The sequence below is a fragment of the Flavobacterium sp. CFBP9031 genome (assembly GCF_034044945.1).
Taxonomy (GTDB): domain Bacteria; phylum Bacteroidota; class Bacteroidia; order Flavobacteriales; family Flavobacteriaceae; genus Flavobacterium.
Map to the genome: position 1 here is coordinate 222,479 of NZ_JAXCWF010000011.1, position 18,961 is coordinate 241,439.

General features: G+C 34.6%; 11 protein-coding genes. 5 read left to right on the top strand and 6 right to left on the bottom strand.

Annotated features, from left to right (window positions below; translation table 11 throughout):
• The first annotated feature begins 202 nt into the window (after positions 1 to 202).
• Both SOM12_RS18665 and SOM12_RS18670 read left to right on the top strand, forming a co-directional pair.
• The gene (locus tag SOM12_RS18665) at positions 203 to 2,830 is read left to right on the top strand and encodes a glycoside hydrolase family 3 C-terminal domain-containing protein (RefSeq protein WP_320494823.1); all 2,628 of its coding nucleotides are present in this window, start codon (positions 203 to 205) and stop codon (positions 2,828 to 2,830) included.
• 222 nt (positions 2,831 to 3,052) lie between these two features.
• A complete protein-coding gene (locus SOM12_RS18670) occupies positions 3,053 to 4,309 on the top strand; it encodes an MFS transporter (RefSeq protein WP_095931790.1) in 1,257 nt (418 codons plus the stop codon).
• 63 nt (positions 4,310 to 4,372) lie between these two features.
• Here the strand turns inward: SOM12_RS18670 and SOM12_RS18675 are convergent, their stop codons facing one another.
• Complete coding sequence (locus SOM12_RS18675) at positions 4,373 to 5,113, bottom strand: trypsin-like serine protease (RefSeq protein ID WP_320494825.1); 741 nt, start codon at positions 5,111 to 5,113, stop codon at positions 4,373 to 4,375.
• 400 nt (positions 5,114 to 5,513) lie between these two features.
• On the opposite strand from SOM12_RS18675, the gene SOM12_RS18680 reads away from it, so the two are divergent.
• The 3 genes from SOM12_RS18680 to hxlA all read left to right on the top strand — a co-directional run bounded on the left by SOM12_RS18680 (position 5,514) and on the right by hxlA (position 8,259).
• Positions 5,514 to 6,392 (top strand): helix-turn-helix domain-containing protein, encoded by an 879-nt coding sequence (locus tag SOM12_RS18680; protein WP_320494827.1) that lies wholly within the window; start codon positions 5,514 to 5,516, stop codon positions 6,390 to 6,392.
• Between the two features lie 624 nt (positions 6,393 to 7,016).
• Entirely contained in the window at positions 7,017 to 7,583 is a 567-nt protein-coding gene (hxlB, locus tag SOM12_RS18685; RefSeq protein WP_095931787.1) for a 6-phospho-3-hexuloisomerase, read from the top strand.
• A gap of 34 nt (positions 7,584 to 7,617) precedes the next feature.
• Complete coding sequence (gene hxlA, locus SOM12_RS18690; RefSeq protein WP_095931786.1) at positions 7,618 to 8,259, top strand: 3-hexulose-6-phosphate synthase; 642 nt, start codon at positions 7,618 to 7,620, stop codon at positions 8,257 to 8,259.
• A gap of 239 nt (positions 8,260 to 8,498) precedes the next feature.
• On the opposite strand, the gene SOM12_RS18695 is transcribed toward hxlA, so the two are convergent.
• The 5 genes from SOM12_RS18695 to SOM12_RS18715 all read right to left on the bottom strand — a co-directional run.
• Positions 8,499 to 9,416: a PorP/SprF family type IX secretion system membrane protein gene (locus tag SOM12_RS18695; protein WP_320494831.1), complete on the bottom strand. Its 918-nt coding sequence runs from the start codon at positions 9,414 to 9,416 to the stop codon at positions 8,499 to 8,501.
• Between the two features lie 154 nt (positions 9,417 to 9,570).
• The gene (locus tag SOM12_RS18700) at positions 9,571 to 10,818 is read right to left on the bottom strand and encodes a gliding motility-associated C-terminal domain-containing protein (RefSeq protein ID WP_320494832.1); all 1,248 of its coding nucleotides are present in this window, start codon (positions 10,816 to 10,818) and stop codon (positions 9,571 to 9,573) included.
• Positions 10,819 to 10,897: 79 nt separating this feature from the next.
• Positions 10,898 to 12,256, bottom strand: a complete 1,359-nt coding sequence (locus SOM12_RS18705) for a thioredoxin family protein (protein ID WP_320494833.1) — start codon at positions 12,254 to 12,256, stop codon at positions 10,898 to 10,900.
• Between the two features lie 144 nt (positions 12,257 to 12,400).
• Positions 12,401 to 14,830 carry a hypothetical protein gene (locus SOM12_RS18710; RefSeq protein ID WP_320494834.1) on the bottom strand — a complete coding sequence of 810 codons (2,430 nt, stop codon included), beginning with the start codon at positions 14,828 to 14,830 and terminating at the stop codon, positions 12,401 to 12,403.
• A 66-nt stretch (positions 14,831 to 14,896) separates the two neighbouring features.
• The coding region (locus SOM12_RS18715; protein WP_414655678.1) for a beta strand repeat-containing protein at positions 14,897 to 18,961 on the bottom strand (4,065 nt) is incomplete at its 5' end.

The window sequence follows — 18,961 nt, forward strand, 5'->3', positions numbered from 1 at the left end:
TTTTCTATTTTACAATATAAATCAATAAATACTCAACAAAAACACAATATTTGTCATAAAAAAATATTGATAAATCATAAAAATATCTTTTTTGACAAAATAAAAATTCCATATTACATATATTTTTCTTTTCTTTATGCAATCGGTTGTGTTTATTTTAATTTAAAAATCATTTTAGCGCTTCAAACAAAAAATCATTATTATGAAAAGAAAAAAAATAAAATATCAGATTCTTATACTATTCTCATTTTTGTGTTCTGCCCAAAATAACATAGTAAAATTTCCTTTTCAAAATACCAGTCTCACTTTTGAAGAAAGGGTCGAAAACTTAGTCAGCCAACTAACACTAGAAGAAAAAGTAGCACAAATGCTAAATGCTGCACCCGCAATACCAAGACTAGGAATTCCTGCTTATGATTGGTGGAATGAAACACTACATGGTGTTGCAAGAACTCCCTTTAAAACCACAGTTTTTCCGCAGGCTATTGCGATGGCCGCAACTTTTGATAAAAATTCACTTTTTAAAATGGCGGATTACTCTGCCTTGGAAGGAAGGGCTATCTATAATAAGGCGGTTGAGCTTAAACGAACTAATGAACGCTATTTAGGACTGACCTACTGGACTCCTAATATCAATATTTTTCGAGACCCAAGATGGGGGCGCGGACAAGAAACATACGGAGAAGATCCCTATTTAACAGCTGCATTAGGTGATGCTTTTGTAAAAGGTCTTCAGGGTGATGACCCCAAATACTTAAAAGCCGCAGCTTGCGCAAAACACTATGCTGTGCATAGCGGACCAGAATCTCTGCGACATACTTTTGATGTTGATGTCACTCCTTATGAACTTTGGGATACTTATCTGCCGGCCTTCAAAAAATTAGTAACCGGATCCAAAGTTGCGGGAGTTATGTGTGCCTATAATGCATTTAGAACACAGCCTTGCTGTGCCAGCGATATTTTAATGAATGACATTTTAAGAAATGAATGGAAATTTAATGGTTATGTCACATCTGACTGCTGGGCAATTGACGATTTTTTTAAAAACCATAAAACGCATCCTGATGCGGCATCCGCTTCAGCCGATGCAGTGCTTCATGGTACAGATATTGACTGTGGGACAGATGCTTATAAATCACTTTTTCAAGCGGTTAAAAATGGACAAATTACTGAAAAACAGATTGATGTTTCTGTAAAACGTCTTTTTATGATCCGTTTCAGATTGGGTATGTTTGATCCTGTGTCAATGGTAAAATATGCACAGACTCCAAATTCTGTTCTAGAATCAAAAGAGCATAAAGACCATGCTTTAAAAATGGCTAGACAATCAATAGTACTGCTCAAAAATGAAAAAAATACGCTTCCATTGAACAAAAAGCTGAAAAAGATTGTTGTTTTGGGGCCAAATGCAGATAATTCAATTTCTATACTTGGAAATTACAATGGAACTCCATCCCAACTAACAACGGTTTTACAAGGCATTAAAGAAAAAGTAGGCCCTGAAACTGAAGTAGTTTATGAAAAGGCCATCAACTTTACAAATGATACATTATTGGTTTATAAAGATCTAAAGAGCCGTTATTCTTATGAAGGAAAACAAGGCTTTAAAGCTGAATATTTTAATAACAATACATTGTCTGGTGAACCTGAAACTACAAGAACTGAATCTGAAATAAATAATTTCTGGCAAGAAGGAGAAATGGTTACCAAAAACATCAAAGCAAATCATTTTTCAGCACGTTACACTACCAATTTTAAAGCAGATGAAGATGGTTCTATAACTTTTGAAGTCGCTGCAGATGACGGTTATAGGTTTATTATTGACGGAAAAGAAGTTATCGACACCTGGAAAAAAAACAGATGGGGAGCAAAAACCTACAAACTGCAAACCAAAAAAGATTCTGTTTACAAATTAGTGCTAGAATACTGGCAAGGTGAAGGAAAAGCCGAAGTATCTCTGCAAACAGGAAATTTTATAAAAACTGATTTTGCTAATCTAATTGAGCGCCATAAAAATGCAGAGGCCTTCATTTTCGCTGGAGGTATTTCTCCTCAGCTTGAAGGAGAAGAAATGCCAGTAGATATGCCAGGGTTTAAAGGAGGAGACCGCACTTCTATCCTACTTCCAGAAGTACAGACTAGGCTTCTAAAAGCGCTTCAATCGTCTGGAAAATCAGTAGTTTTTCTCATGATGACTGGCAGTGCAATAGCTGTGCCTTGGGAAGCAGAAAACATTCCGGCTATACTTAATATATGGTACGGCGGACAATCTGCTGGAACTGCCTCTGCTGATGTCGTTTTTGGAGATTACAATCCTGCAGGAAGACTTCCGGTGACCTTTTACAAAAGCGATTCTGATTTACCCCCTTTTGTTGATTATAAAATGGATAATAAAACATATCGTTACTTTAAAGGCACTCCTTTATACGGATTTGGTTATGGTTTAAGCTATACTGAGTTTAAATACAGCGGAGTAAAAGCTCCTGCAAAAATAAAGAAAGGGCAGTCAGCCACTATTTCTGTTAAAGTAACCAATACTGGAAAAATGGAAGGAGAAGAAGTTGCACAGCTGTATCTAATAAATCAAGATACATCAATAAAATCTCCTTTAAAGAGCCTCAAAGGATTTGAAAGATTTAATTTAAAGCCTGGCCAGAGTACAGTTATCAATTTTAATCTTTCTCCAGAAGACCTTTCTTATGTAACAGAAAGTGGAACTTTAAAATCATATGAAGGTAAAATTAGAATTTCAGTTGGAGGTTTTCAGCCAGATGAAAAAAATCAGTCAAAAAACAATATCATAACTCAAACTTTAGAAATAGAAAAATAATTAATCATTTCCTCTTTATACTGTTTTTCAATTTTTTTTAAACCGAACTAAATTTCTGTGGTAAAATCGTGGCACATTGCCTATTGAAAATAAAGAATTTAGCAAAATCGGGATATAATAAGCCACTTTACGAATAGATTAAACAAACAAATAAGATGAAAAAACAATTCTTTCCTGTTACGTTTGAATTCGTATATTCGGCCTTTATTTTGAAAAAAGAGAATGATTGCAAAATTGAATGAAAAAAAATCCTATCCCTGGATTGTTGTTGGCCTGCTATGGTTTGTTGCTTTATTGAATTATTTAGACCGACAAATGCTCTCCACCATGAAATCAGCGATGATGGATGACATTCCTGAATTAGCTAAAGCTGAAAATTTCGGCCTTTTGATGGCCGTTTTCCTTTGGATTTATGCGCTTATGAGCCCTGTTTCTGGAATTATAGCCGATCGGTTTAACCGAAAAAGAATCATAATAGGCAGTCTTTTTATTTGGTCTGGGGTGACTATGGCGATGGGTTATGCCACAACTTTCAATCAGATTTATATTTTGCGCGGCATTATGGGTTTTAGTGAAGCCTTTTACATTCCGGCCGCCTTATCCTTAATAGCCGATTATCATCAGGAAAAAACACGCTCTTTTGCAATTGCGATTCATACCACTGGAATTTATTTAGGACAGGCCCTCGGTGGTTTTGGGGCTACTATTTCTAAATATTTTTCCTGGCATTTCAGCTTTCACTCCGTAGGTTTATTTGGTGTGCTTTACAGTTTAATATTGATATTTTTTATACAAGAAAAGAAAACGTACTTCTTAGATACCACAAAAAAGTCCTCTATCAGCATTGAATTCAGGCAAATGTTCAAAGGATTGGGAATACTATTCGGTAATATCTCCTTTTGGGTTTTGCTCTTTTATTTCTCCGCACCAAGTTTACCGGGCTGGGCGGCCAAAAACTGGTTACCCACTTTATTTACCGAAACTTTACATTTGGACATGTCTCTGGCGGGGCCAATTGCAACGGTAACCATTTCGATGTCTTCCTTTTTTGGCGTTTTAATTGGAGGTGCCATTTCAGACAGATGGGTGATGAAACATCTTAAAGGAAGAATTTACACCAGCGCTATTGGATTGTTTCTTACCATCCCGGCATTATTTTTATTTGGCTATTGCTGTGACATAACCGCTATTGTTTTTGGGGCTATCCTTTTTGGACTTGGATTTGGAATATACGACACCAACAATATGCCCATTCTTTGCCAGTTTGTTGCTCCACGCTACAGGGCTACGGGATATGGAATTATGAATTTTGCAGGTATTTCGGCCGGAGCTGTTATTACAGAGTTTTTAGGAAAAGCCGCTGATAATGGAGGAATGAGACACGTTTTTGTACTACTCTTATTTGTAGTTTTTACTGCAATTGTTTTACAACTCGTAAGCCTGCATCCAAAAACTATTGATATGACTGATGAGAATTAGCTTTCAATCTAAAAAAGAGGCAAATTTGGATATTAAATAAAATAACTTTACATGAAAGCCTTATTATTTATTATGCTTTCTATTTTCCATAAAAGTTACTAAATTCGTTACTGAGCATGGAGAGAAAAACTTCTTATTTGAATCTGGATCAACTGTCCCATTTGAGACAATTCCAACAAGCAAACCATTTTCATCTACTAATGGAGCCCCGCTAAGTCCTCCGAATTTCTCTGGCACAAGAATATCTTTTAATAAAATGCGATTTGAAATTGTTTTATAATATTCAAATTCATATACCCTTTGAGGTCCATTTTCCATCGTTCTAGTCCAGCCCACAACATATAATTTTTCTCCCTGAACTAAAGGAGTGTTTCTTATTTCCAAAGGTATAATGTTGGAAGAGTTTTGTTTTATGGAAAATACCAGCCAGTCATTGTCGTAAGTAGATTTGGCTTCCAATAACTCAGACTTGTCTTCATTTAATAATTTATCACAAATTACAATTTCGGACTTATTGTTCAATGGGTACAATACCCATTTTTTAATATAGTTCTCCAATAACAGGGTTGTCATTTTTTCGGGCTTAATAATCTTAAGTATATGTTTTGCTGTTACAGCAAATGTTTCATTGTTACATTTTATAAGAAACCCACAACTGAATTTTGGCTGGTCATATTTCGGGTTTATAAATTCTATCCCATTTACCAGAGCTATTTCTTTAAATACTTTATTTGAAGAAATCTCCTGTCCATAGCAACCTACTATCCACAAAATCGCAATAGCAAAAAAAAGTTTAAATTTCATAATACTACCAAATTTAGAGTTCCCTATCAGCCAATGCAAAAACTTCCTTTCCGTTTATGCTGAGTTTCAAATGTAAAAAAACAAATGTTATAAATGACAGAAGAGATGCAAGTATATCTAGCATCTAAAACAATTAACGGTTTACGTTACAAAGACTAGGGATATCATAATACTATTTTCTTTGCAAAATCTCAAAACTGGCACATACATCTTTAAACACTTAAAAATGAAGCAAATCAAAAGATTCTTTTACTTGTTTAAATCTTAGAATTGCATTTTAAAAAAAACATCATAATAGTTTTGCTTAAATTTGCAGATTACTCTTATTGTCGCTGTCTATTGTCTAAAGATGATGGGACAAAAAGAAAAAACATGACATTACGATACATATATTTAACAAATGGATTTAAAACGGTTTAAGCTTACACAGAACATCCAGAAGCAGGAGGATACAAATCTGTCTTTTCGAGTTTTTGAAATAAGCGATCTCAATATCAGCGAATATCTAAAACCGCATAAAAATGACCATTTTTACATCTTAATAGTTGAGGCTGGAAAAATTGACATCCAAATTGAAGAAAAAGTTTTTAATTTAAAATCTGAAAAAATATCAATTGTTTTCCCTGGCCAGATTAACTTTATATCAAACCCCAGCAGTGACCTGAAAGGCAAAATAATATTATTTGAAGAAATATTGTTCTGCTCTGATATATTGAAAAATGAATTAAGCCCTTATAATGTAAACCTATCGGCAAATCTGAACTGCAGCGCGCTTTCTAAGGAAGAGTTCATACAGGCATTATCACTTATTGAACACATCCGAGTTATTTATAACAATCCGAGTCTTGTGAGAAAAGAGCAGGCTCGTTTTTACATTAAGATATTGCTACTGGGACTTATTGAATCGGTTCATGGCCAGCATCCCGTATTGCACCAAAAGACCAATCAGCATCTTTATATAGGTTTTAAAAAACTCCTAAATGAACAATTTAAAAGCCAGCGCACAGTACAATATTACGCATCAGAACTTGGCATTTCTCCAAAAAAACTTAATGATATCACGAAAAAACACTGCGCAGAAACAGCAATTAACGCCATACATAATCGAATCCTAAAAGAAATAAAAAGACAGCTGCTGTTTTCTGATCTTTCGCATAAAGAAATTGCATTTGATCTTGGTTTTAGTTCTCCGTCAGCATTAAATAAATTTGTGAAATCAAAACTCAAAGAAACACCGACAGAACTTCAAAACGAACTGGCACAAATTTACAACGTATAGTACTATTTTTTTATTTCCGTAAACTTATTAATGTAACATCTGTTGAGTTCAAATAACAATTCGCTGCTGCTGAAAAATAAACAGTCAAAACCGTTTTGCTGCAAAAACATTCATGATTATTTCTTTTTAATACATTAAAAAATACAGCGAGATTAAAAAAAATCAAAGAAGATATTCAAGTGCTCAAACTGAATAATATAATCACGTCCTTTTTTAATTAAGCATTCTACAATATTTATATCTTGAATCTATTTCTTTAATGGAAAAATGGCCGATGCTCAAAATTCAGAAAAAAATATTTCTGAGATTGATCTATTCTTTTATTCTACTCTGGAAAGTTAAAATCATCTAGATCCATTAATAGATAAAATTGGCGCAAATTTATACCGCGTCGTCTCATATGTATAACACCCTCCCCTCTCTGCTGATTTATCTTTGCATCAGCAATCAGAATTTATTAAAGTTCTATAAAAACTTAAAAAAAATCCAGAAATAACGCTGTTTAATTCAATTTGATTGGGATTAAAAAATCCATAATAAATTCAAAAATCATCACTAAAACAATCCTGTCCCGTTAACAATTTTGCAAAAAACAGGCTGGTCCCGATACTTAAAAGCAAACAGATGAATAAAAAAAATTCTACAAAGGAAAACCTAGAGACTATTTTAAACGAAAATCTAAAATTAGCGGACCAGATTAATCAACAGCAAATAGATGCTCTGATTCACGAAATTAAAGCTGCAAAACGAATCTTTATCATGGCAGCCGGAAGAAGCGGACTGGCATTAAAAATGGCAGCAATGCGATTTATGCACTTAGGCTACCATGTATATGTTGTTGGAGAAATTATAACACCTGCAATTCTTGAAGGAGATCTTCTGCTGGTAGCTTCTGGATCTGGAACTACCTCATCTGTGCTTTCAGCCGTCGAAAAAGCAAAAGCACAAAAGGCAAAAGTTATAGCAATAACAGCCGATGCAAAAAGCAGACTGGCAGAATTATCAGATAATATACTGCTAGTCAATGCTGCAACAAAAACGGATTTCGGCATATCAGTTTCCAAACAATACGCAGGAAGTCTTTTTGAACAATTTACACTGTTTATACTTGAGAGTATTTTTATGAGCCTCTGGCAGGAATCCGGTTTAACCAAGGAAGACCTCTGGCCTAAACATGCTAACCTGGAATAACCTTTTTTATTATTAATTTTTTAAACATTTTGAGATGACCAAATTACAAGTCGCAATTGATTTACTTACTACAGAGGCAGCATTAGAACTTGCAGGCAAAGTAGCACCTTATGTAGATATTATAGAATTAGGTACGCCCCTTATTAAAGCTGAAGGCCTTAAAGTTGTAACAGCCATGAAAGCTGCCTTCCCTGACAAACTAGTTTTTGCGGATATGAAAACTGCAGATACTGGTGCATTGGAAGCAGAAATAGCTTTTAAAGCTGGTGCAGATCTAGTTACCGTTATGGGTACTGTAGATGATGCAACCATAAAAGGTGCTGTAGAAGCAGCAAAGAAATATGGAAAACAGGTTGTAGTGGATACTATCGGTGTTAAAAACAGAGTCCAGAGAGCAAAAGAAGTAACTGAATTTGGAGTAGCTTTTGTTGAATTACATGCTGGTCTTGATGAACAGGCATTACCTGGATATTCCGTACAAACTCTTATTGCTGAAGGAAGAGAAGCAAAAGTTCCTTTTTCTGTAGCAGGTGGCGTTAACATCGATACGATAAAAGATGTTGTAGCTGCCGGTGCAGATGTAGCTGTAGCAGGGGGAGCTATATATGGTGCTGAAGATCCAGCCGCTGCTGCGAAAGCACTAAAAGAGGCAATCAGCAGTGTAACTGCTCAATAATTGATTTTAATAAGGCTGAGTTATTTGCTACAGCCTTATTATTTTTTGTGCAAAATAATACTTTAGTTACTATATCCATTATGAAAAACACATTCTACATTGGAATCGTTCGTCTGGGTATTAGCATGCGCAGTACAATACAGTCTGCAGTTCATCTCTGATACAGATCTAGTGAATTCTCTTACGAATAGACTCAAAAAATTATGAAGCAGAAGATTGTATAATTCTTAATAATACTTTTAGAAGAAACGAGGAGTTGTCATTTTTCCATTGTTTTTGAAGAATTCATAACGCAAAAATATCTCGTGTGATCCTGAATTGTAATTATTCAGGTGTGTGGTTTCGCGGTCATATCCGTACCCCAAATACAGTCCATCTGTGATTTGAAATCCCACCATGGCACTTAATGAAGCACTCCATCTGTATGCAACACCAACAACAAATCGATCAATAAACATGAAATTGGCAGAAATATCAACTTGAAGAGGTGCTCCTTGCACCATTTTTGCCAGTACGGCAGGTTTGAATTTGTAATACTGGTATCTATCCAGATTAAAGACATAACCTCCCATTAAATAGTAATTAATCTTGTCTTTATAGATTGCGACATCATTATCATCATATCGATTGGTTTCAATAAAATTAGGAACTGAAAATCCAATATAAGCTTGATTTGAATGCCAGTAAACACCGGCTCCAACATTAGGAGAAAACTTATTGTCTAGATCCTGAAATTGTGGATCTCCCTGATCCTCAGGATTCAGCTTGTTGATATCGAGATTAAAGATATTAGCCGTTCCTTTAATTCCAAAAGAAAGTTTAAAATCGGATGAAGTTTGTATAGTATAAGAAATATCTGCCGATATATTGTTCTCGTTTGTAGGACCAATTTTATCATTGACTAAAGAAAGTCCAACACCAAGTCTACTGTTGTTAATTGGAGTATTAATAGAAAAACTGCTTGTTTCGGGTGCTCCATCAAGACCAACCCACTGCGTTCGATAGAGTCCAAAAATACTCAAAACACCACGTGATCCCGCATAGGCAGGATTTATATTAATAGTGTTATACATGTACTGCGTATATTGTGCATCTTGCTGTGCATAGCCTGTAATGGTTATAAGCACAATGGCAAAAAAATGTAGTTTTATTTTCATAGCAAGAATATTTATGATCATTACTTAAAAACTAACAATAAATAAGCAGTAAAAAATGTATCTAAAAATTAATCTTGTAGCTGGTGAATAATTAACTTAGATATAGATTCCTCTACATTGGCATTAAAATTATTAGCCTTTTTAATCTAAAATCTTATTTATCATTTGCAATATATAAGTAACCTGTATTTTCAATGATTGTATTGTTTTTGTTGTATTTTAGAACATAAAAATAGGTACCTGCCGGTAATCCTTCCCCTCTCTTTACTGTACTTCGTCCGTCAGAATATCCTTTAAACATCACATCGTTTTCATTATAGGATGTGGCATCATATACTTTTACTCCCCAGCGATTGTATATCTCTACACGGTTGTCTGGATATTTATTAATTCCTTTTATATAAAAGCTGTCATTAATCCCGTCACCATTAGGTGATACAGCATTGTAAATAATTAGATCTGAATCTGGAGTAATTGTTTTTTTTACAATCGCAATTGTAAAAAGTCCATAACCTCCTACTTGAGTAGTAACCAATTTAGAATAATCTGCTCCTGTAAGAAGATCTGTGGTCGTTCCTCCTTCGTTTACCCACTTTAATGTAGTATCATCCCAACGAACTATTCCTAATTCAGTATCAGGATTTTCTACAAAAAAAGAAGCAGGAGTTGTATGCGTATCAAGGGTCAAGCTTAAGATAATTTTTTCTGCTCCTTGGTCTTGTGTTAAATTCCAATACTCCGCCTCATCGATAGACAGAATTGTATCTTCTTTATTGGTGTATGGATGAAGGCTCCCCGCATTTTCAAAAAAATACTGAGTTGTATAGACATTGTTTGCATTCGCTCCCTTATCATGGTAAGAAGGTCTGAAATAAAATTGATCTCCAACAGGAAACTCAAAGTCGAGATTCCCAACATTTTCTACTTTTCCATCTACAAAACTCAGATTACTAGCATCTGTATGAAAAGCATTTTGTTCGAAAACCATTTTACCGTTATAACTATCAGCATCTATAATACCTTTTTTAAATTCGACATTTTTACCAATATTAATAATTGTATTCAAATGAAAAGGAACTAATTCTGATGTGTTTTCAAAAATAACATTCTGAAAATGTGCTGTTTGCGTTCCTGAAATTAGTTGTTTTTGCGTTCCTATAAAATAAGTTTTTCCGTTACTAGAATTAGTGTAAGTAACTAGTCCGTCATTATTAAAATTTGCGTAAGCAATAAAATCACCATCAATTAGTAAGTCACCATTGGTTTTGTTATCAAAGTTAAATAAGGTTGAAAATTCCGTATTTGGTGCAATAGATAAATCTCCCGTATTGATAGTTTGCGCCGATAGTTTACCAATAATCAATATTGATACAATAGTTACTTTTATATAAATTTTGGTCATCTCTTTTTAATTTAAATTACCAACAAAAGTTTAATTATTCTATATTCTTTGTCCTCTTAGTATCTCATGATAGAAATCTTTATTTAGAAAAATATTTTATTAATTGCTTAAAATTGACATTCTTCAAAATCACTTTTTTATTTTCGTCCAATACATAAATTGCAGGGAGACTCTCTATCCAATATTTTTCACGCATTTTATCAGATTCATTCTTGTCCCATAAATTGATCCATCTGGGCGGATAAGTATTTTCCCTTATATAGTTACTCCATTCTTGTTCATCTTGATTAATATAAATTGCGAGTATTGTTGCATTTTTAGGACCATCAACATAAAACCACCCCTTCATTTTTGGCGTAATTTCAGAGCAATTTGAACATTCTGGATCATAGAAATATAAAATAGTGTATTTTGATTTTACATTATTTAATAGATATTCTTTGTCTCCAAAATCCTTTAAATTGAGATTTGCTGCTTGAGTCCCTACTTTATTTTTTTGATAAATTAAAATTTGCTGCGTTATAGATTGCTTTTTCCAATCTGGAACAAAGGATTGTTGTTTAGCATTTTTTAAAATATCGATCATAATATTTTCATTGTTATTAGTATAAAGCGATTGATGAAAAATTGTATATAAAGCATCTGAAACAACCTGATACATTAAAGGATTTACAGCACTTTTTTGCAATAATTCTTTTACTACATCATCTAATTCGGGATCATTTTTATCAAATAGCGAAATATATTTTTTTATTTTGAATGGCACTAAAGAAGTATTCAACAAAACATCACTATGAAAATCGACCCCTTTAAAATAATTATCACGTAGAAATTTTGTAGTTTGCTTGTATAGTGCCGAATTAGAATCAGACATATAATTATCTAAAATACTTCCAGACATTAGTGGCAAATTATTACAAGAGACAATAGCAGATAAAAGTGTGTTTGGATATCTTTTTATAATGCTACTTTCTAAATCATATAACCGCTTTTGAGGTTCTTTGATCTCTCTGCTAATTTTCTCTCTATTTTCTAGAGGGGTAGTTAAATTAACTTTAGCATATAATTTTTGGATCTGATTTTCTGTAGCCCTAACCGAGCCCAAGTAAGCAGAATATACTCCATTTACAGGATTATCTTTAAATGAAATGGAATTGTATAATGAATCATGAGATATTTTTAAAACATTACTATTACTTTTTTCAATTAACAATTCTATCATTCCATTATAAATTTGTTTAGGTGTTTGTAAAATGTATTGCCCTTGTGGTAACGGTGTTTTGCTTGACAGTTCTAATCTGCCTGCAGTTTGTATCAAAATAGTATCTCCTCTTGTTATATTACCATTTAGATATCCGTAAAAGATACATGTATCTCCTTTTTTTAATTGGGTACTTTCTAAAACTACTGATGATTGCGCACTAGTTGTAATTGTCATAGCAATTAATATTTCTAACCATATAATAAACCTAATTATGTACATAATAAAAATTGTTACGATTTACTTAAATCATTTAAGAACAAAAAAAGAAAGAAAGACAATATTTAATCGTCGCGCTATTTCAAAAATGATCTGATTACTCTATCTTAAAAAATATTGCATTACATAATTATTACCTGTTCTAACCTGGTTCCCATCAGACTTACAAATATTGGCACCATTAACGCATTTTTGAAAATGATCGTTTAATTGAGCTCCTCTATTTGTGTCATTATCTCCATCGAAGTAACCAAATAAATTAACCCACACATTTGCATTTGCTACGTTTGGATTCCCAAACCAATTAATTCTCATTGCTTCTGTACTTTGTACTAATTGAAACGAATGTCCAGATACACCATTATATGTTCCTGCACCTTTCGTATTATTTGCACTCGCTGTCATTGTAAACGGAACCCCAGCTATCATTCCTTCACCGTTAACACCACGCGCTATAGTTGCATTCACTTTTGGATCTGCCCCTGAAACTGTTGAGAATGTTACATAATTGGCGTTGCCTCTTGCATCAGCAATATTGCCTTTACCTGCATTTGAAGCCACTCGTAATTTATACTCGCCTGCACCTGTATTTATAGCAAGCATATGTGCCGTAGGGATTCTGAATTCGTCATATTTTATAACACCTCCAGTTGTTAAATACTCGTATCCATTTTGACTATAACTCCCTGAACTTGTTCGATAGGTACTTACATTTAAATTGGTATAGTCGCCGTAATATTCAACATATCCTGTCCATGTATATTTATTCCAGTTTACGTCTTCAGAAAATGAATATATCAAGGTGTAACCTCCACCTGTCATATCACATAATGTTTTATATGCTGAACCTGCTCCGGATGGTCCAGGAGTAAGCGGATTTATCCAATATTCTCCATCCTTTGCTGTATTTGACGTTGCCAATAAAATATCTTTACAACTTTTACCAGGATTAGTCTGATCACCGGGGCCAACTCCAATTGTTAAATTGATTGTTGTTACATCTCCACAACTTCCTTTAATAACTAGAGGGACTGTCCCAGATGTTTCAGGTATTCCAGCTGCATTAAACGTAATTGTCATGTTTTGTGTACCAGGTGCAGCAATAGTTCCTGAAGCCGACAATGTAATACCTGATCCTGTTGCTTGTAATGTATAAGGACCTATCGAAATTGCGGTTAAGGTTACTGAATATTGTGCACCTGTTAACGGTACATTAGCTGTCCAAGTACCTATTTGATTACCTGTTGGAGAAGAAACGACAGCAAAACATCCAATAACATCCTGAACCACTACGGAAACAGTGGGGCAAAGTATTGTTCCAGAAACCAATTCTTTAAATTGATTAAATACAATTGTGCCTACTATGTCTGGCGTTCCGCTTGCTGGTATTTGTATCGTCTGCAATCCTGTTTTTTCAAATGTGCCTGAGACCCTAAAAGATAGACCATTTTTATCTTCCGTTTCAATCGCATACGGACCAGGTTTTGTTACATTTAATTTTAGTTCAATGTAATTAAGAGACGTTGTTTGTTTCCCTACTGAATAATCACCCTCAACAGTTACATCATTAGTACAATTCACTATATCAAATCCAGCGGCAGCACTTGTTACAGGAACATTTATCGTGCAACCATAAGAAATACCATCCTTATCTAAAATATCAAAAGATATAATACCATCAGGAGAATTCCATGTTGGACTACCACTTGGGCGCAGGGTAACAATTTGTTCCCCTGGATAAGTAAAAAAACCAGTTGATAAAAATGAAATTCCGTTTTTTAAAGCTGTTTTAAAAGTATAATTACCTGCTTTAGTAACATTTACTTTTAGAATTATCTGATCTTTGATAGTTACTTGTTTTCCTTCATTAAAATCACCTATAACTTCTGATTCACTACAATTTATATTAAATTCAGCATTATTTTCAGTTACTGTAATTGGAAAAGTACATACAGCCGAACCAGATTGATCTAATAAATTATAATTGAAATTGCCCGTTGAAGTTGGGGTGCCAAAAGCTGGAATTTTAATAATCTGAGTTGTTGGACTTGCTGTACTAATAATTGAAGATATAAAAAACCGAACACCATTTTGTGTTTCAGCTACAAAAGTATAAGATCCTGCTTTGGTCGCAATAACAGGAAGTTCTAAATACTCATCATTAGTAACAGGTGTAGCTTTATAATAATTCCCTACGGCTTTTGCATTAACACAGTCAAATGTAAACTTGGCAATAAGTACCGGATTACATTCCGTCCAAGTATCTCCTTTCCATGATTGCAGACACTTCTCATCTGTATTATAAACTGTTAATCCGTTATTATCAGCTGTCAATGATGTTTGTAATGCATTAATTTGAATCTGGCTTAAGCGAGGAGGCATAAAACCTTTAGTCCCGTTTTTGGAAAGTATTTCTAAGGTTGCATTCGGATCTCCTTTTTGTTGGCCACCAATTACCAATGGCTCATTTATTTGGCTGAAAGTATTAATAAAACTAAAAATCAATAGTAGAGTAAAAATTATTCTTTTCATAGTCCTTATTTTTATCATTATTTAATAAGCTTTGATATAATATTTTATATTGATTATGTATAATTATTACATTGTATAATTTATTACATACCAATTTGTTCCGTCTGACTGCAAAGTAATTTTTAAGCTTCCACCTGTAGCTCCGCCAAACACACTTGATGCAATGTATGGATAAGAAGCTGTATCAGAATACACTACTGGAACATTAAAATTAACTACCACAGCTGTTCCTCCTGATGATACTGTATTTTGGTTAAATACTAAGATCCTGCCTGTGTTTGTTGTAGCATCTGGAAGTGTAAGCGTAATGTCACTCGTTAAATTTTTGGCAATAATTGTATAGTCATCATCAACTAATGTGTAATCTCCAGAAGTAATTTTAATGCCTAAAACATTTGGTTTAGCAGGAGCTTTCCATTCTACGCCTGTCGCCGTCGTTGTTAACACATCACCTTCAATAGTTGAAGGAACTATATCAACCGTCGCTGCAGCCAAAGATGCTCCTGTACCTGTTACCACTAAAACTGTAGCAGGAGTTGTAGTAGTTATATCTGACTTTACAATCGTATTATTAACTAAATCAACTAAGTCTATAGCAGTAGAGGTACCTTCACCTACATAATTCAAGGTATTTAAAGTACTGTTATAACTTAATGTCGTAACTGTTTCTTTCACTTCAACAGGTGTACCCCCTGCCTCATTGATATAGGTCGCGATAATGTTTCCAGTAGTTACAATTGGATTTACTGTTGTTATAGTTTCATTAGCCTTAATGGCAGGAGTTAAGTCTAGTGGAGTACTAGCTATTCCGTTTACTGTTGTAGTCAAACTAGCTCCTGTAAGTGATGTAGTATTACTGTTTATAATATTTACTGAGGTTCCTGTTACTCCATTTACTGTGGTACTCAAGCTATTTAATGCTGATGAGTTTGAAACAGTAGTAGCGGGAATTAATGAACTTGGCGTTACCGTTCTTAATATGCCAGTTGCATCTGCTACGACAATATTATCAGTTCCTGAAATACTTGGTTGCAAACCTTCGAAGCGAACGGGATTTATACCAGTTAAGGGTTTTACGTGTAAAGTGTTTGTTGGGGCATCAATACCTATTCCAACATTTACAGCATCTACATCTATACCTCCCAAAACTAAGCTGTTATCCGTAGCGACTTTTGAATTATTACCTATTGCTGTAGCATTGTTTACAACTGCACTGCCAGTAGGATTTGCATTGTTTCCAATAAATGTATTTGCAGATCCTGAAGAGTTTAATGCGCCAGCATCAGATCCTGCAGCGGTGTTGTTACTTCCTGTGGCATTTATTGTAAGAGAGTTATATCCTATAGCTGTATTATTGGTTCCTGTTGTATTTTCAAGAAGTGACGAAGTTCCAAATGCAGCATTAAATTGTCCCGTTGGATTATTATTGAATGCATTGACACCAAAAGAAGTATTATTAACTTCAATTCTTCCAGATATTACCGAATTTCTTCTAAAAACCAAATCAGCATCATCAAGTGTACCCAAGAAATTAACTTGAGCCTGTATTCCCATATTTCCATTAATGCTCCAATTATTCATATTTAGCTCAAAAGGTTTAATAGTTCTAATAATTCCACCACCCGGATCGGTAACTAAAATTTCATCCATGGGGTTTCCATGCATTAAACCCGTTATGGCTAGCGTATTTGCAAAGTCTGTACTAATTGTAGTGGGAAGAGTAAGATTTCCACCCAATTGCACATTACCGTTTGTAGATGTTAATCCGTTATCTGCAGTGATTAATACAGGAACAGCAGGAGTTGTTGCTACTCCGTTTACTGTAGAGATAAGGTCTCCATTTGTTGCAGTCAAAGTATTCGTAGTTGCGGCTGTTAATGTAGTTGGAGTTAATAAAGCTCCTCCATCAGATCCAACAGTAATTATATTATCTGGATCTGCACTTATAACATGTGAATCAACAGATAAGCCTTCTTCATTGATAAAGTTTATAATCCCTGTCCCTATATCCTGAGTTTGTTTTGTTACTGTTTGTTGAATATCAACAGAGGGTCCGCCTGCTTCATTAGTATATGTAGCAATTACACTCCCTGAATTAACAATTGGAGTTATGGTTGTTATGGTTTCACTTGCTTTAATTGCGGGAGTCAAATCTAGTGCAGTACTGGCAATTCCATTTACAGTTGTCGTTAAAGCTGCTCCTGTCAACGATGTCTCGTTGCTGTTGATAATTGGCACAGCAGCTCCTGCTACTCCATTTACTGTTGTAGTTAAATCATTTACTGCCGATGTATTAGAAACACCGCTTACAGCATCTGAAGTTGTAGAAACCCCATTTACATTAGAGGTTAGAGTATTGCCCGCCAGACTCAGAGTATTGGTTGTACCAGCTGTAATAGCTGGAGTCAAATCTAATGCAGTGCTTGCAACTCCATTTACAGTTGTCGTTAAAGCTGCTCCTGTCAACGAGGTCTCGTTGCTGTTGATAATTGGCACAGCAGTTCCTGCTACTCCATTTACTGTTGTAGTTAAATCATTTACTGCCGATGTATTAGAAACACCGCTTACAGCATCTGAAGTTGCAGAAACCCCATTTACATTAGAGGTCAGAGTATTGCCCGCCAGACTCAGAGTATTGGTTGTACCAGCTGTAATTGCCGGAGTTAAGTCTAATGCAGTACTGGCAACTCCATTTACAGTTGTAGTTAAAGTTGCACCCGTTAATGCCGTTTCGTTGCTGTTAATGATTGGAGCACCTGTACTGGTTATTCCATTTACTGTTACTGTTGCAGTATTTATGGCTGAAGCATTTGAAACACCGCTAACAGCATCTGAAGTTGTAGAAACTCCATTTACATTTGAGGTCAAAGTATTGCCTGCCAGACTCAGAGCATTGGTTGTACCAGCTGTAATAGCTGGAGTCAAATCTAATGCAGTACTGGCAACTCCATTTACAGTTGTAGTTAAAGTTGCACCCGTTAATGCCGTTTCGTTGCTGTTAATGATTGGAGCACCTGTACTGGTTATTCCATTTACTGTTGTAGTTAAATTATTTACCGCTGAAGCATTAGAAACTGTCGTTAAATTTGTAATTGCTGTAGGAGTCAATAAAGCACCTCCATCGCTACCAGCAGTAATTATATTAGCAGAATCAGAACTAATGACATTTGATGTTAGTGCTGTCCCAGTTTCATTAGTAAAAGTTATCGCTCCCGTTGCTGGATCTTGACTTTGAGTTGTCACTGTTTCTTTAATATCAATTGATGTTCCTGCTTCGTTATTGTATGTAGCTATACTATTTCCTGTTGTTACAATAGGAGTTATTGTTGTAACTGTTTCTGCATCACCAACTAAATCAACCAAATTAATTACTGTTGGAGTTCCACTTTCACCATTATATGTTAAGGTTTTTGCTGTTTGATCGTAAACTAATGTTGTTTGGGTTTCTGCGTCACCTACTAAATCCAATAAATTAATGGTGTATGGCGTAGATTTTTCATCTATATAAGTTAAAGTATTCGCTACACCATCATATGTCAGACTTGTTAGCGTTTCATTTGTTTTGATAATATTAGTCAATTGAGTAATAAAAGTAGAATTATTTAAGATCGTACTTGCATTGTTTATTACATCACCCACTATATCAATTGTAGTTGTAGTGGCATTTTCGCTTGTATACGTATATTGACCATTATTTGCCGCATCTTTATCCAAAGTAGTTATTGTTTCATTAGCTTTTACAATAGTACTTATATCTATAATTTGCGTATTCCCCGAAGCATCAACATAACTAAACTGGTTTGTTGTAGAGTCAAAAGTGACATTCCCTTCTGTTTTGTTGACGATATCCTGAATGATATTTGTGACAGCCGGATTGTTTACAATAGTGCTGAAATTAGTTGTAACATCGCCAACAATATCTATATTCACAGCTGTACCCGCTTCGTTGGTATAGGTATAAGAGCCAGCGCCATTATTAACAAGTGTGGTGACTGTCTCATTTGCTTTCACGATTGTGCTTATATCGATAACTTGCGTATTCCCCGAAGCATCAACATAACTAAACTGGTTTGTTGTAGAGTCAAAAGTGACATTCCCTTCTGTTTTGTTGACGATATCCTGAATGATATT

Excerpts from the sequence above, each read along its gene's own strand:
- hxlB (WP_095931787.1), top strand. The coding sequence starts at position 7,017 with ATGAATAAAAAAAATTCTACAAAGGAAAACCTAGAGACTATTTTAAAC.
- hxlA (WP_095931786.1), top strand. The coding sequence starts at position 7,618 with ATGACCAAATTACAAGTCGCAATTGATTTACTTACTACAGAGGCAGCA.
- SOM12_RS18680 (WP_320494827.1), top strand. The coding sequence starts at position 5,514 with ATGGATTTAAAACGGTTTAAGCTTACACAGAACATCCAGAAGCAGGAG.
- SOM12_RS18705 (WP_320494833.1), bottom strand. The coding sequence starts at position 12,256 with ATGACAATTACAACTAGTGCGCAATCATCAGTAGTTTTAGAAAGTACC.
- SOM12_RS18670 (WP_095931790.1), top strand. The coding sequence starts at position 3,053 with ATGATTGCAAAATTGAATGAAAAAAAATCCTATCCCTGGATTGTTGTT.
- SOM12_RS18675 (WP_320494825.1), bottom strand. The coding sequence starts at position 5,113 with ATGAAATTTAAACTTTTTTTTGCTATTGCGATTTTGTGGATAGTAGGT.
- SOM12_RS18700 (WP_320494832.1), bottom strand. The coding sequence starts at position 10,818 with ATGACCAAAATTTATATAAAAGTAACTATTGTATCAATATTGATTATT.
- SOM12_RS18695 (WP_320494831.1), bottom strand. The coding sequence starts at position 9,416 with ATGAAAATAAAACTACATTTTTTTGCCATTGTGCTTATAACCATTACA.
- SOM12_RS18665 (WP_320494823.1), top strand. The coding sequence starts at position 203 with ATGAAAAGAAAAAAAATAAAATATCAGATTCTTATACTATTCTCATTT.
- SOM12_RS18710 (WP_320494834.1), bottom strand. The coding sequence starts at position 14,830 with ATGAAAAGAATAATTTTTACTCTACTATTGATTTTTAGTTTTATTAAT.